Below are 15168 nucleotides of genomic sequence, written 5' to 3' on the forward strand. Positions count from 1 at the left end.
CATCATGGGCATGGGCCCGGCACCGGCCACGCGGCGCGTGCTGGCGTTGACCGGCCTGAAGCTCGACCAGATCGACGTGATCGAATTGAACGAGGCGTTCGCCGCGCAAGGCCTGGCGGTGCTGCGCGACCTCGGCCTGAAGGACGACGACGCGCGCGTCAACCCGAACGGCGGCGCGATCGCGCTCGGCCACCCGCTCGGCGCGAGCGGCGCGCGGCTGGTGACGACCGCGGTGAACCAGCTGCACCGCAGCGGCGGCCGCTACGCGCTGTGCACGATGTGCATCGGCGTGGGCCAGGGCATTGCGGTGGTGATCGAGCGGGTCTGACCCACATCCGTTCGCCCTGAGCTTGTCGAAGGGCCGGACTGAGCCCACGTCCGTTCGGGCTGAGCCTGTCGAAGCCTGGCGCGCTTCGGGCACAACCCTTCGACGGACGGGCCCTCGACAAGCTCGGTCCCTGCTCAGGGCGAACGGTGTTTATTTGCACGCCGCCAGCGCGGCCACAGCAGGTTCAGCGCCAGCCCTGCCATCACCAGCCCGGCGGCGACCAGTTTCCACGCCGGCAGCGATTCGCCCAGCCACCACGCCGACGCGGCCATGCCGAACACCGGCACCAGCAACGCCATCGGCGTGATGGTGGCCGCCGGGTGGCGCGCCAGCAGCCAGCCCCAGGCCGCGTAGCCGAACAGCGTGTTGCCGACCGATTGCCACAGCACCGAGGCCCAGGTCACCGCATCGGCCTGGCGCAGGCCGGCCTCGATCGCCGCGCTGCCTTCGAAGCACCACGACAGGACGAACAGCGGCGGCACCGCGAACGCGCTGGTCCAGACGACGTAGGCCAGCATGTTCACGCGGCCGGCCGCGCGGCTGACGATGTTGCCGCCGGCCCACGACAGCGCGGCGAACAGCACCATCAGCACGCCGGCCACCGTGGTGTCGCCGCCGGTGTGTGAACCGCTGGTGTGTGAAGCGATAACGACGATGCCGGCCGCCGCCAGCAGAAGCGCCACCCACTGGAACGGGCGCACCACCTCGCCGCTGCCGCGCATCGCCAGGCCGATCGTGAAGAACACCTGCGTCTGCACGACCAGCGACGCGAGCCCCGGCGTGATGTGCCCGCGCATCGCGAGGTACAGCACGCCGAACTGGCCGACGCCGATCAGCAGCCCGTAGGCCGCGAGCTTGCGCCACGGCACCGCCGGGCGTGGCAGGAAGAACACCGCAGGCAGCAGCGCGAACGTGAAGCGCAGCGCGGCGAACAGCAGCGGCGGCAGGTGCGCGAGGCCGAGCTTGATGACGACGAAGTTGGTGCCCCAGACCGCGACGACCAGCAGCGCGAGGACGAAGTGCCGTGCCGGCAACGGAGCGCTCATGCGAGCACGACCCGGTTGCGCCCGGCGCCCTTGGCCGCACGCAGTGCCTGGTCGGCGCGCGCGATCGTCTCGGCCACCGATTCACCGGCCCGGTGCTCGGTGACGCCGGCCGAGAAGCTGACGTGCATCGGCGGCCCTTGCGCGTCGATCTGCATCGCGAAGATGCGTTCGCGCAGCCGCTCGAGCCCGAGGCGTGCGAGCGAGGCGCGGGTGTCCGACAGCAGCAGCAGGAACTGCTCGCCCTGCCAGCGCCCGAGCAGGTCGGAGATGCGGATCACGTTCAGTGCTTCTCGCGCGAAGCGCTTCAGCAGCCGGTCGCCGAACTCATGGCCTTGCTGGTCGTTGATCTTGCGGAAGCCGTCGAGGTCGATCATCGCGAGGCAGAAGGTGTAGCCGGAACGCACGCCGCGCTGGCGTTCCTGCTCCATCAACTCCTGCATGTGGCGGCGGTTGATCAGGCCGGTCATCTCGTCGCGGGTGGCGAGGTCCTGGATGCGCGCGAGCGCCACCGACAGCTCCTTCTTCTGCCGCCGCATGCGCTCGCGCAGGCGGCTGAGCTGCCCGGCCAGCACCGCGATGGCCGGCACCATGATCGCGATCATGATGAAGTGCCCCCATTCGACCGCCGGCTCGTAGGTGGCCGGGTCGTGCCAGGCCATCGCCGCCATCGTCGCGCCGAACAGCGCCACCGCGAACAGCGCGATGCGCATCACCTGGGCCGGCGGCAGCGCATACATGCTGAACATGAAGATCACCATCAGGATCGGAAAGGCGCCGCCGCGGCCCGCGCCGGCCAGTGCGTAGCCGGCCGCGCCGCAGACGATCGCGAACACCATCTGCGCCTGCGTCAGCGCCGGGTCGGGCAGCTTCAGGTTGAGGCCGCTGCGGATCACGCCGAAGAAGACCGCGAAGCCGCCGGCGAGCAGCACGCTCCACAGCGCGACGGGCCAGGCAGGCGCGAGGCCGGCGGCCACGAGGTACTGCATGTTGAGCACGCTGCCGAGCACCAGCAGCATCGCGACGCCGCATTGCACGAGCCGCAAGCGCTGCTTGGGTTCGGTGCCGAACACACGGTCGGCGAGAGGGGCGAGGACGGTCCGCACGGGGCGAGAGGTTATCAGCCCCGCAGCCCCCGGCCGCGCCATGTCACGGGTTCAATCGTTCCAGCGGGTTAACGCCAGTGCACCGAGCACCGTGCCGTCGATCGCGGCATCGCCGACCTGGCAGCGGTGGCCGGGCAGCGATTGCGCGAGCAGGGCGAGGTAGGCGGCATTGCGGGCGAGCGGGCCTTCGACGACGACCGGCGACGGGCCGGACAGCGCCAGCACGCGCTCGGCGGTCATCGTGGCGCAGTACTGCGCGGCCAGCGTCGCGCGCTGCGCCGGCGTGAGGCGCTGCACGGCCTGCGCGGTGACGTCGTCGCCACGGCAGACGATGCGCGGGCCGCCGCCGTCGGCCGAGGCCACGGCCTGGATGCCGGCCTCGGCCAGCGCCGGCAGGCACGCGAGGTCGGCCGCATCGGGATCGGCGCCGGCGCACAGGGCCGCATGGTCGCGCCCGCCCATGAAGCGTGCGGTGGGCACCAGGTCCTGCGCGACCGAGACGTTGGCAAGCATGTCGGCCGACAGGTCCAGCCGATCGACCGACCCGCCGCAGGCCATCACGACGGTCCAGGTGCCCGATGTCACGAGCGTCATCGCCGGCGAGCGCTTCAGGTGGCGCGCGAGGCAGGCATTGCTGTCGTGCACGCCGGCATGAATGAAGCCGTCAGCCGGCAGGCCGAGGCGCTTCGCCAGTTCGGGGCGCACCGGCCCGAGCACCTCCCACGCAGACCGCAGCGGCGCGAAGCGTCGATCCCAGCCTTCGGCCCGCGCGAGCCGCGACCAGCCGCGAGCGATCGGCGCCCACAGATGCGTGTGGCAGCCCAGTGAACTCGCCTCGCTCGCCGCAACCCCGCTCAATCGCCAGGCCCAGTACTGCGGATACGGCAGCAGCGTGGTCGCACGCGCGAACTCACTCGGGCATTCGCGCGACAGCCAGTACCACGGGCGCGCCGCATTGAGCCCCATTGGCAGATGCGGCGACAGCGTCTCGCGCAGGTCGCCCACGGCTTCCGCGTAAGCCTCCCGTTGATCGGCATAGCCGTCGAACTCGTAGTCGACGATCGGAAGCACGAGGCCGTTCGCATCGATCGCGGCGAAAGCGGCGCCGTGCGTGCTCGTGACGATGCGATCGACGTGGAACTCCACCGCCAGCGACGCGAGGCTGTCCCACAGCCACGCTTCGATGCCATCGGTGTCGAGAGCCGCATAGCCGGCGGGGCTGGTGACGCTGGCGTTGTCTTTCGTGCGGACGGCGAGGACACGATCGCTCGCGTCAAGGGCGCACAGCTTGACGTGGGTCTTGCCGATGTCGAGCACGACGGTAGCTGGTTGCTTCATCTGTCATTCGAGATGGAACATCGGCTGCAAAGCCACCACCTGAGGCGCCAGTGACGGCTCGACCTCCATCAGCCCCGCCATTTCCGCCCACCAGCGCTGCATCACCGGATGCGACGGCAACTCGGCCATCCGATGGTCGGAAGTACGGCGCAGCACCGCGAACAGCGCCAGGCTCTCTTCGTCGAGAAAGATGCTGTAGTCGCGCACGCCGGCTTCGTGCAGCAGGTTCGCGAGCTCGGGCCACAACGCATCGTGGCGGCGCTTGTACTCGGCCGCGCAGCCCGGCTTCAGGCGCATCCGGAACGCGACCTGCTCCATCACAGCAGCACCCGCGGGCCGCGCAGCAGCCGCGGCAGCACCATCGAGACGATCAGCAGCACACCGACGATCATCGCCATCACGATGCCCGAGATGTTGGCCATGCCGAGTGCGAACGTGAACAGGCCCAGCAGCAGCACGGACAGCAACACGCCGACGATGCTGCCGCGCCCACCTTCGATCGCGACACCGCCGAGGATCACCATCGTCACGGCATCCAGTTCCCAGCCGAGTGCGATGTTCGGGCGCGTGCTGCCGATGCGGCCGGTCAGCAGCACCGCGGCCAGTGCGGCCATCAGGCCCGCAAAGACGAACAGCGCGAAACGGTGGCGGTCGACCTCGATGCCGGAAAAACGCGAGGCGATCGGGTTGGCGCCGATCGCGACCAGGCGCCTTCCGGTGACCGTGCGATGCAGCAGCACGCCGACGGCCACGGCCATCACCAGCAGGATCGCGAACTCGATTGGCACGATCAGCCACGGCACCCCGATCAGGTCGCCCAGGTAGCCATTGCCCAGCACCGACAGCGCCTCGGGGTAGCCGGTGATCGCCTGGTCGCCCAGCACCACCAGCGCAATCCCCCGGTACAGCGACAGGCTGCCGATCGTCACGACGATGGACGGCAAGCGGTACGCGGTGACGAGCCAGCCGTTCAATGCGCCCGCCGCGGCACCGGTGCCGAAGGCGGCCAGCAGCATCAGCGGCAGGCCGGCACCGGCCTTCATCGCGAAGCCCATCGCCAGCGAACACAGCGACAGCGTCGCGGCGATCGACAGATCGATCTCGCCGGCCACGATCAGCAACGCCATCGCCAGTGCGAGCAAGCCCTTCTCGCTGAAGTTGAAGCTGCTGTCGGCCAGTGCGTACGGCGACATGAAGCCGTCGATGCCGAAGCCGAAGCCGGCCAGCAGCAACACCAGCAGCGCGAGCAGCATGCGCTCCCAGGTTCCGAATGCGCGCGTCATGCAGGTACCTCTCGTCTCTCGAGAATCTGCCGACCGCTGCGCCGCTGCGCACCGGCATTCACCGCGACCGACACCAGGATCACGAGGCCGGCGATCGCCTGCTGCCAGAACGGCGACACCTGGATCACCGGCAGCGCCCCATTCACGACACCGATGAACAGCACGCCGAGCAGCGCACCGGCCACGCTGCCCACCCCGCCGCCGATGCTGACGCCACCGATCACGCAGGCGGCGATCACGGTCAGCTCATACCCGGACGCCAGCTCGGTGAACGCGATCGCATAGCGGCCGACCCACAGCAGCCCCGCCAGCCCGGCCAGCGCGCCCGACACCGCATACACCAGCAGCAGGCGCCGCCGCAGCGGGATGCCGACATACGCCGCCGCGGTCGGGTTGCCACCCAGCGCATACAACTCGCGCCCCTCGCGCCGCCAGCGCAGGAACACCGCCATCGCGACGACCACCGCCGCAGCGATCCACACCAGCGCCGGCAGGCCCGCCCACTGCTCGCGCGGCAGGCCCTTGATCACCGGATGGATCTGGTGGTCCGAGATCCACGCCCCCTGGCTCGCGACGAAGATCGCACCCCGGTACGCCGACAAGGTGCCCAGCGTCACGACGATCGGCGGCAACTCGAAGAACGTGATCAGCCAGCCGTTGACGAGGCCGAGCACGGTGCCGGTCGCGATCGCCAGCAGCACCAGCGGCATGACGCCCAGCTCCGGCATCGCGCGCCCCGCCAGCGCGCACAGCATGCCGGTCAGTGCCAGGTTCGATGCGGCCGACAGGTCGACACCGCGCGTCAGCAGCACCAGCATCTGCCCCATCACGAGGATCGCCAGGATCGCCGAATCGTTCGCGATGTCGAGCGCGTTGTGCCAGGTCAGGAACACCGGCGCGCGCACACCGACCGCCAGCGCGATCGCGACGATGATCGCCAGCAGCGCCAGCTCGCGGTGGCGCCCACCCAGGCCTTTCAGGCTCATCATGCCGCCAGCTCCCGCAGCTCGAGGGGCGCCTGCGGCCGCGGCGGTGCAACCAGGCCCGATGCGGCCGCGACGACGGCCTCTGCTTCCGCACCCTCGCGCGCGAACTCCGCCACCTGCCGCCCGCGCCGCATCACGATCACCCGGTGCGCCAGGTTCATCACCTCCGGCAGCTCCGACGACACCAGGATCACCGCCAGCCCCTGCGCCACCATCTCGCCGATCAGCTGGTACACCGCCTGCTTCGCGCCGACATCGATGCCCTTGGTCGGCTCGTCGAGGATCACGATGCGCGGGTCGAGCCCCAGCCACTTCGCGATCACCACCTTCTGCTGGTTGCCGCCCGACAGCCCCGCCATCGGCGTGTGCGGCGAACCGGTCTTGATCTGCAGCCGCTCGATCATCCGCTGGCACAGCGCCGATTCGCGCAACGCCGACAGCCACGGCCCGCGCGCGAAGCGCGAGAGCCCCGCGAGGCTGATGTTGTGCTGCACCGAGAAGCTCAGGATGCCGCCCTGGCGCTGCCGCTCCTCCGGCACGTAGGCGATGCCGGCCGCGATCGCGTCGCCGGCGCGGCCCGGCTTGAACCGTTTGCCGTCGATCTCGAACTCGCCGCGCGCGTCGGGGTTCAGCCCCATCAGCGCGAGCATCGCCTCGCTGCGGCCCGAACCCACCAGCCCGTAGAAGCCGAGGATCTCGCCGCGCCGCAGCTCGAACGACAACCCGTCGAACTCGCTCGGGTGCGAGAGCCCGCGCACCCGCAGCACCACCTCGCCCGGCGGCGCGGCCGGGGCCGGGTAGATCTGCTCGATCGCGCGGCCGGCCATCAGCTTCACCAGCTCGCGCTCCTCGGCCTGCGCGATCGCACCGCACCCGACCGACGCGCCGTCGCGCAGCACCAGCCAGCGGTCGGCCACCGCAAAGATCTCGTCGAACTTGTGGGTGATGAAGATCACGCCGACACCCTGCTCGCGCAGCGTGCGCACCAGGCCGTAGAAATCGCGGATCTCCTGCTGCGACAGCGCGGCCGTCGGCTCGTCGAGGATGACGACCGAGGCCTGCTGCGACAAGGCGCGCGCGATCTCCACCAGGTGCCGCTCGGCCAGGCTCAGGTCCTTCACCAGCGTGCCGGGCGCGAAGCGCGCGCCGATCTTCGCGAGCACCTGCGCCGCCTGCGCATGCATCGCGGGCCAGTCGATCAACGGCCCGCGCTGCAGGTGCCGGCCGATGAAGACGTTCTCGGCCACCGACAGCTCGTCGAACATCACCGTTTCCTGGTGCACGGCGACGATGCCGGCGGCCTGCGACGCCTGCGCATGCGCAAAACGCAGCGCCCGCCCGTCGAGCTCGATCGTGCCCTCGTCCGGCTGCACCACGCCGGTCAGGATCTTCACGAGCGTCGACTTGCCGGCACCGTTCTCGCCGACCAGCGCCAGCACCTCGCCGCGCTGCAGCTCGAGATCGACGCCGCGCAGCGCGTGCGTCGCCCCGTAGCGCTTGTGGATGCCGCGCAGCTGCAGCAGCGGGGAGGTCATCAGCGGCTTCAGAAGAACTTGGCGAATTTCTCGACGTTGCCGGCGTCGTAGGTGAACGGTTCGGCCATCGCCGCTTCGTTGTTCGCGTCGAGTGCCACCGTGCCGACGCGGCCCAGCGACACCTTCTCGCCCGCCGCGCCCTTGGCCTTGCCGTGCACGAACTGGTGCGCCGCATACACCGCCGAGTAACCGAGGTCGATCGGGTTCCAGATCGCGAACGACTTCACCGCGCCGCTCTTCACGTGGCCGGCCATCTCCGACGGCAGCCCGAGGCCGGTGACGAACAGCGTGCCGACCTTCTTCTCGTCCTGCACGGCCTTCGCCGCGGCCGCGACGCCGACGGTGGTCGGCGCGACGATCGCCTTCAGGTTCGGGTAGCTCTTGAACAGGCCCTGCGCCTCGCGGTAGCTCTTGTCGGTCTGGTCGTCGCCGTAGACGACGCTGACCAGCTTCAGCCCGGTGTACGGCGGCTTCGCGAGCACCTTCTTCATCTCGTCGATCCAGATGTTCTGGTTGGTCGCCTGCGCGGTCGCCGACAGCACCGCGATCTCGCCGGTGGCGCCGATCGCGTCCTGCGTCATCTTCACCAGCTTCTCGCCGATCAGCGCGTTCGACGACGGGTTCAGGTGCATCAGCCGGCCGTCCTTGCGCACGCCGGAGTCGAACGACACCACCTTGATACCGCGCGCCATCGCCTTCTTCAGCGCCGGCACCAGCGCGTCGGGGTCATTGGCCGAGATCACGATCGCCTTCACGTTCTGCGCGATCAGCGAGTTGATGATCTCGATCTGTCCCTCGGCGGTCGCCTTGGCCGGGCCGGTGTAGATGATCTCGACGTCCTTCAACTCCTTGGCCGCTTCCTGCGCGCCCTGGTTGGCGGCATCGAAGAAGCCGTTGCCCAGGCTCTTGACGACCAGCGCGATCTTGTCGGCCGCCATCGCGCCAGGGGCGAAAGCCGCGCACACCAGCGCGGCCAGCAGAACTTGCAGAGGTTTCTTCACGGGTTTGTCTCCTGATGGTTTTATGGACTGACGGGGAACGTGAAAGGAAGATTCAGACGATGCCGCTGCTCGGGCCCGATGCGGGCCGCGCCTCGGCGACCCGGGCGCGGTAGCCGCTCGCGCGGTAGGCCGCCACCGGCTCGATCGCGCCGCCGGCCTCCAGCCGCACGCGCTGCAGGATAGTCGTCACGTCGGTCTGGAAGGCCTGCTTCAGCGCTTGCGAGGCCATCAGCACGTCGTTGGCATCCTGGTACGCCGACAGCGCCTTGCGGTCGACCAGCAGCGCCTGCGCGCAGCAGCGCTGCACGCTGGCGGCGCTGGTCATCAGGCTCTCGATCGGGTCGGTGACGTTGTGCGACTGGTCCAGCATGTAGGCCGGCGCGAAATCGGGCGCGCCGGACTGCGCGGCATCCACCAGCTCGTTGAACACCAGGAACAGCTGGAACGGGTTGATGCTGCCGCTGTCGAGGTCGTCGTCGCCGTACTTGCTGTCGTTGAAATGGAAGCCGGCCAGCTTGCGGGCATGCACCAGCCGCGCGACGATCATCTCGATGTTGACGTTCGGCGCGTGGTGGCCCAGGTCGACCAGGCAGCGCGCCTTGTCGCCCAGCGCCTGCGCAGCCAGCAGGCTGGAGCCCCAGTCCTGGATCACCGTCGCGTAGAACGCCGGCTCGAACATCTTGTGCTCGAGGAACATGTGCCAGTCGGCCGGCAGCGCCGCATAGATGCGCCGCGTGCTGTCGAGGTAGCGCTCGAAGCTGCGCCGGAAATGCTGCTGGCCGGGAAAGTTGGCGCCGTCGCCGATCCACACCGTGATCGCGCGGCTGCCGAGTTCGCGGCCGATCTCGATCACCTCGAGGTTGTGCGCGACCGCCTGCGCCCGCACCGCCGCGTCGGTGTGCGTGAGGCTGCCGAACTTGTAGCTGAGCGGCTGGCCCTTCTGGTCGGAGAAGGTGTTCGAGTTCACCGCGTCGAACGCGAGGCCGCGCATCGCGGCATGCTCGCGCAGCTCGCTGTAGTCGCTGCACTTGTCCCACGGGAAGTGCGGCGAGACGGTCGGCGTGCAGCGCGCGAGCTGCTGGATCACGCTGCAGTCCTCGATCTTGTCGAACACGTCGCGCGGCTCGCCGGCGCCGGGGAAGCGCGCGAAGCGCGTGCCGCCGGTGCCGACGCCCCACGACGGCAGCGCGACCGCGAAGGCGGCCACCTGGCGGCGCACCGCGTCGATGTCGATGTCGCGGCGCGCGAGCTGGGTGCCCAGTGCGTCGTAGTCGTCACGCACGCGCGCGGCGAGCGGCGCGTTCTGCGATTCGACCAGACTGGCGGCGATCAACGGTGTCGGCATGGCGTTCTCCTGGTTCAGCGTGGGAAGGCAGCGAGGTTGCCCGCATCCACATTGAGGATGTTGCCGGTCGACTTGGCCGACAACTCCGACGCGAAGAAGCAGGTGGCCTCGGCGATGTCCTCGGGCAGCACGCTGCGCTTGAGCATCGAGCGGTCGCGGTAGAAGGCTTCGAGTTCATCTTCGGTGATCTTGTTGGCGGCGGCCCGCTCCTGGCTCCAGGTGCCCGTCCAGATCTTGCTGCCGCGGATCACCGCATCGGGGTTCACGACGTTGGCGCGGATGCCCAGCGGCGCCCCTTCGAGCGCGAAGCAGCGTGCGAGCTGGATCTCGCTCGCCTTGGCCGCGCAATAGGCGGCTGCCTGGTTGCTCGGGACCATGCCGTTCTTGCTGGCGATGAAGACGATGCTGCCGCCGCTGCCCTGCGCCTTCATCACGCGGAAGGCCTCGCGGCCGACCAGGAAGTAGCCGGTCGACAGGATGGCCTGGTTGCGCATCCACAGCGCGAGCGAGGTGTCCTCGATCGGTGCGGCCGACGCGATGCCGGCGTTCGACACCAGGATGTCCAGGCCGCCGTACTCGATCGTCGCGCCGGCATAGGCGCGCAGCACGGCGGCCTCTTCGGTCACGTCGCAATGCAGCGTGCGCACCACGTCGCGGCCGAAGCGTTTCGACAGCTCCGCGCCGACCTGCTCCAGCGCCGGCGTGTCGATGTCGAGCAGCACCGCGCAGGCGCCGTCGGCCAGCAGCCGCTCGACGATCGCGCGGCCGATGCCGCCGGCACCGCCGGTCACCAGCGCGACCTTGCCGACCAGCGGCTTCGGCTTCGGCATGCGCTGCAGCTTGGCCTCCTCGAGCAGCCAGTACTCGATGTCGAAGGCCTCCTGCTCGGGCAGGCCGACATAGCGGTCCAGCGCATCGGCCTCGCGCATCACGTTGATCGCGTTGACGTAGAACTCGCCGGCGATCCGCGCGGTGGCCTTGTCCTTCGCGAGCGAGACCATGCCGACGCCGGGCAGCAGCACGATCACCGGGTTCGGGTCGCGCAGCGCCGGGCTGTCGGCGCGCTTGCAGCGCTCGTAGTAGGCCGTGTAGTCGGCGCGGTAGGCGGCCAGCCGCTCCTCGATCGCGGCGGCAAGCGCCGGGCCGTCGAGCGCGTACAGCGAGGCCGGCAGGATCAGCGGGCGGATCTTGGTGCGCAGGAAATGGTCGGGGCACGAGGTGCCGAGCGCGGCCAGGCGCTCGAGGTCGCGGCTGTTGACGAATTCCTGCACCGTGGCCGAGCGGTCGACGTGCGCGAGCTTGTGGCCGCTGCGCGAGACGGCGCCGCGCAGCACCGGCAGCAGCCGGGCCAGCAGCGCCTGCTGTGCGTCGCCCGCCAGCGGCTCGCGCGCCGCGCCGCCGAAGCTGACGAGCTTGCGCTCGCGCCGCTCGGCCTGCAGCCAGGCCTGCGCTTCCTGGATCACGCCGACGGTGTTCTCGTAGCAGCTGCGCGCATCATCGCCCCAGGTGAACAAGCCGTGGCCGGCCAGCACCAGTCCCCGCAGGCCGGGGTGCTCGGCCACGTAGCGCTGCAGCTGCATGCCGAGCTCGAAGCCGGGCCGCCGCCACGGCAGCCAGCCGACCGTGCCGCCGAAGATCGTCTGCGTCAGCGCGCGGCTGTTCTCCATCGCGGCGATCGCGATCACCGCGTCGGGATGCATGTGGTCGACGTGCCGGAACGGCAGGTAGGCGTGCAGCGGGGTGTCGATGCTGGCGGCGCGCGCGTTCAGGTTGAAGGTGCAGTGCGGCAGGTAGCCGACCATCTCGTCTTCATGCGCGGGGCCGCGGTACAGCGTCTGCAGCGCCTGCAGTTTGTCGAGGTAGAGCGTCGAGAAGCCGTCGAGCTTCATCGAGCCGAGGTCGCCGCCGGAGCCCTTGACCCACAGCACCTGCACGTCCTGCTGCGAGAGCGGATCGCGCTGCAGCAGCTTGGCGGAGGTGTTGCCGCCGCCGTAGTTCGTGATGCGCAGGTCGGAGCCCAGCAGGTTCGATCGGTACAGCAGGCGGCCGGGCTCGTCCAGGCGCTCGGCGTGGGCGGCATCCCAGGTCGGGAAGGGCAGGGTCGGTTCGGTCATGTCGGTCTCGAAGCTCTCGGTTCGAGACGGAATCTAGGGGGTGGCATGCATAAGGACAAGCAATGGTTTCTTATTGAATGGCGAAGAGAAGCTGATGCCTCCCCGTAGCCCGGGTGACAACCCGGGACCCGGATTGGCATCCGGGCCACGAAGTCGGGGAAAACGTGGGGGCGCGATGCAGCGCGCGCCATTCGCAACACCGCGCCGACCACGGGCAATCACCCGCCCTTAAGCTCGCAATGCGCCAGCCGCGCCCCCTGCTCCAGCACGAACTCGCGGAACGCCGCATTCACGCCCGCCAGCGCTCCATCGCGCCGGTGCAGCAGGCACCAATCCAGCAGCTTGGGCATCCCCACGAGGTCGAGCACCGCCATGCGCCCGGCCGCCAGCTCGATCTGGAACGCATGGGCCGACATGAAGCTGATGCCCATGCCCGCCATCACCGCCTGCTTGATGGTCTCGTTGCCCGACAGCTCCATCGTCACGTTGACCTGCAGCGATTGCGACTGCAGCAGGTGCTCGAGGAACTGCCGCGTCGCCGAGCCCGGCTCGCGGAAGATGAACGGCTCGCCCTTCAGCTCGCTCCACGCGATGCGCCGCTTGCCGGCCAGCGGGTGCGCCGGCGCGGCGACGATGCAGTGCGGGTGGCGCGCGAAGGCCTCGGCCTCGACATCGGCCTCCGACGGCGGGTAGCCGGCGATCGCGACGTCAATCTGGTGCTCGTTCAGCAGCGCGAGGATGGTCTCGCGCCGGTCCACCGACAGCTTCAGCTTGACCTCGGGAAAGCGCTCGCGGAACGCCATCATCAGCAGCGGCGCGAAGTAGTTCGCCGTCGGCACCACGCCCAGGTGCAGCTGGCCGCGCGTGCTGCCCTCGCCCGAACTCATCGAGGTCAGCGCCTCCTCGGCCTGGCGGATCGCGCCGAGGATGCCGCGCGCATGGCGCAGCAGTTCGTCGCCGGCCTCGGTGAGCTGCAGCCCGCGGCCCTGCTTGCGGAACAGCGGCAGCCCGAGTTCGTCTTCGAGCAGCCGGATCTGCATCGACACCGCCGGCTGCGTGAGATGCAGCTGCTCGGCGGCGCGCGAGTGGCTCAGCGTGGTCGCGGCGGCCTCGAAGGCGCGCAGCTGGCGCAGCGTCAGGTTCTTCATGCGCCGCCCGCCTTCAGGTGCGTCAGCGGCAGCGCCCCGCCCGCCTTCACCTCGCCGAGCGAGAAGCTGGTGTGGATGTCCTTCACGTTCGGCAGGTTCAGCAGCGTCTCGATCGAGAAGCGCGAGAACGCATCGAGGTCGGTCGCCATCACCTGCAGCTCGAAGGTGCCGGCGCCCGAGATGTAGTGACACGCGATCACCTCGGGCAGCTGGCGGATCGCGTCTTCGAGCGCGCGCGTCTCGGTGCCGGTGTTGCGGTTCGCATCCACGCGCACGAAAGCCAGCACGCCCAGGCCGACCTTGCGCCGGTCGAGTTCGGCGCGGTAGCCGGTGATGTAGCCCTGCTCCTCCAGCCACTTGACGCGCCGCCAGGTCGGCGCGGCCGACAGGCCGATGCGCGTCGCGAGCTCGGCGTTGGACAGCCGCGCGTCCTGCTGCAGCTCGCGCAGGATCAGCACGTCGTAGCGGTCGAGCGTCGCGCCATGCGCCTCGGGGCTGGGCGCCGCAGATGTCGAGGCGGGCGGCCTGCTGGTTTTCCCTGATACGGGCTTTTTGAGCGTCATTCTCGTCATCACATGAAGATGTCAGCAAGATTATTGCGCGCAGCCCCTCTGAGAGGGCAAACATAGAAAGGACTTGCGCGAAGCGAATCCCTACACTGACCGCTGCCGACGCCGCCACGAGCGGTCGACGCGCCTCACCGATCCTCCCCCAAGGAGCCCTGGCCGATGAACGCCCCGCTACCCGAATCCATCCGCAAGGCGCTCGAGAGCGTCTCCCTCGACGACAAGTACAGCCTCGCGACCGGCCGCGCCTTCATGAGCGGCGTGCAGGCGCTGGTGCGGCTGCCGATGCTGCAGCGCACGCGCGATGCAATGGCCGGCCTGAACACCGGCGGCTTCATCAGCGGCTACCGCGGCTCGCCGCTCGGCGGCTACGACCAGGCGCTGTGGCAGGCCAAGAAGCACCTGCAGGCGCAGAACATCGTGTTCCAGCCCGGCGTCAACGAAGAGCTCGGCGCGACCGCGGTGTGGGGCACGCAGCAGCTCGACCTGTACCCGCAGACAAAGAAGTTCGACGGCGTGTTCGGCATCTGGTACGGCAAGGGCCCGGGCGTGGACCGCTGCTCCGACGTGTTCAAGCACGCCAACATGGCCGGCACCGCGAAGCACGGCGGCGTGATCGCGCTGGCCGGCGACGACCACATCGCCAAGAGCAGCACCGCGGCGCACCAGAGCGACCACATCTTCAAGGCCTGCGGGCTGCCGGTGTTCTTTCCGTCGAGCGTGCAGGACATCCTCGACATGGGGCTGCATGCGTTCGCGATGAGCCGCTTCGCCGGCGTCTGGTCGGGCATGAAGACGATCCAGGAGATCGTCGAATCGTCGGCCAGCATCAGCGTCGACCCGGATCGCGTGAACATCGTGCTGCCGGAAGACTTCGTGATGCCGGCCGGCGGCCTGCACATCCGCTGGCCCGATGCGCCGCTCGAGCAGGAGGCGCGGCTGATGGACCACAAGTGGTACGCCGCGCTCGCCTACATCCGCGCCAACAAGCTGAACCACAACGTCATCGAAGGACCGAACGATAGGTTCGGCCTGATCGCGAGCGGCAAGGCCTACAACGACACCCGCCAGGCGCTGCACGACCTGGGCCTGGACGACGACGCCTGCCGGCGCCTCGGGATCCGGCTGCACAAGGTCAACGTCGTGTGGCCGCTCGAGGCCACCATCACGCGCGAGTTCGCGAAGGGCCTGCAGGAGATCCTGGTCGTCGAGGAGAAGCGCCAGGTCATCGAGTACCAGCTGAAGGAAGAGCTCTACAACTGGCGCCCCGACGTGCGGCCGAACGTGCTCGGCAAGTTCGACGAGGTGGCCGGCGACCAGAGCGGCGGCGAGTGGTCGCAGCCGAACCCGGGCAGCAACTGGCTGCTGCGCGCGC

12 protein-coding genes and 2 pseudogenes are annotated in these 15168 nt (G+C 69.4%); 2 read left to right on the plus strand and 12 right to left on the minus strand.

Translation table 11 applies throughout. From position 1 onward, the window contains the following. Positions 1–328 (plus strand): annotated as a pseudogene (locus tag AC1D1T_RS21845) (3-oxoadipyl-CoA thiolase); the annotation flags it as partial. Between the two features lie 134 nt (positions 329–462). Here AC1D1T_RS21845 and AC1D1T_RS21850 read toward each other — a convergent pair. From AC1D1T_RS21850 to AC1D1T_RS21905, 12 genes are all read right to left on the minus strand, one after another. After that, a complete protein-coding gene (locus AC1D1T_RS21850) occupies positions 463–1362 on the minus strand; it encodes an EamA family transporter (protein WP_477827115.1) in 900 nt (299 codons plus the stop codon). Positions 1363–1370: 8 nt separating this feature from the next. Next, on the minus strand, positions 1371–2477 hold the full coding sequence (locus AC1D1T_RS21855; protein WP_052212965.1) for a GGDEF domain-containing protein: 1107 nt from the start codon (positions 2475–2477) through the stop codon (positions 1371–1373). A 51-nt stretch (positions 2478–2528) separates the two neighbouring features. Next, entirely contained in the window at positions 2529–3815 is a 1287-nt protein-coding gene (locus AC1D1T_RS21860) for an FGGY-family carbohydrate kinase (protein ID WP_477827113.1), read from the minus strand. Positions 3816–3818: 3 nt separating this feature from the next. Further along, on the minus strand, positions 3819–4133 hold the full coding sequence (locus AC1D1T_RS21865; protein ID WP_477840696.1) for an L-rhamnose mutarotase: 315 nt from the start codon (positions 4131–4133) through the stop codon (positions 3819–3821). After that, positions 4133–5098, minus strand: coding sequence for an ABC transporter permease (locus AC1D1T_RS21870; protein ID WP_477992481.1), 966 nt, complete (start codon positions 5096–5098; stop codon positions 4133–4135). Before AC1D1T_RS21870 ends, AC1D1T_RS21865 begins: the two co-directional genes overlap by 1 nt. Further along, positions 5095–6087 carry an ABC transporter permease gene (locus AC1D1T_RS21875; RefSeq protein WP_477825842.1) on the minus strand — a complete coding sequence of 331 codons (993 nt, stop codon included), beginning with the start codon at positions 6085–6087 and terminating at the stop codon, positions 5095–5097. Before AC1D1T_RS21875 ends, AC1D1T_RS21870 begins: the two co-directional genes overlap by 4 nt. Continuing rightward, positions 6084–7619: a sugar ABC transporter ATP-binding protein gene (locus tag AC1D1T_RS21880; protein ID WP_477825843.1), complete on the minus strand. Its 1536-nt coding sequence runs from the start codon at positions 7617–7619 to the stop codon at positions 6084–6086. Before AC1D1T_RS21880 ends, AC1D1T_RS21875 begins: the two co-directional genes overlap by 4 nt. An 8-nt stretch (positions 7620–7627) precedes the next feature. Then, positions 7628–8557, minus strand: coding sequence for a rhamnose ABC transporter substrate-binding protein (gene rhaS / locus AC1D1T_RS21885; RefSeq protein WP_156155090.1), 930 nt, complete (start codon positions 8555–8557; stop codon positions 7628–7630). Positions 8558–8672: 115 nt separating this feature from the next. Continuing rightward, entirely contained in the window at positions 8673–9965 is a 1293-nt protein-coding gene (rhaI, locus tag AC1D1T_RS21890; protein WP_477825844.1) for an L-rhamnose catabolism isomerase, read from the minus strand. A gap of 14 nt (positions 9966–9979) precedes the next feature. After that, positions 9980–12079, minus strand: a complete 2100-nt coding sequence (locus AC1D1T_RS21895) for a bifunctional rhamnulose-1-phosphate aldolase/short-chain dehydrogenase (protein WP_477825845.1) — start codon at positions 12077–12079, stop codon at positions 9980–9982. A 218-nt stretch (positions 12080–12297) separates the two neighbouring features. Further along, positions 12298–13227, minus strand: a complete 930-nt coding sequence (locus AC1D1T_RS21900) for a LysR family transcriptional regulator (protein WP_047510615.1) — start codon at positions 13225–13227, stop codon at positions 12298–12300. After that, complete coding sequence (locus AC1D1T_RS21905) at positions 13224–13790, minus strand: Lrp/AsnC family transcriptional regulator (RefSeq protein WP_082004652.1); 567 nt, start codon at positions 13788–13790, stop codon at positions 13224–13226. Before AC1D1T_RS21905 ends, AC1D1T_RS21900 begins: the two co-directional genes overlap by 4 nt. A gap of 165 nt (positions 13791–13955) precedes the next feature. On the opposite strand from AC1D1T_RS21905, the pseudogene AC1D1T_RS21910 reads away from it, so the two are divergent. Next, positions 13956–15168, plus strand: a pseudogene (locus AC1D1T_RS21910) (indolepyruvate ferredoxin oxidoreductase family protein); the annotation flags it as partial.

It is taken from the genome of Rhizobacter sp. P2_H3 (assembly GCF_056403355.1).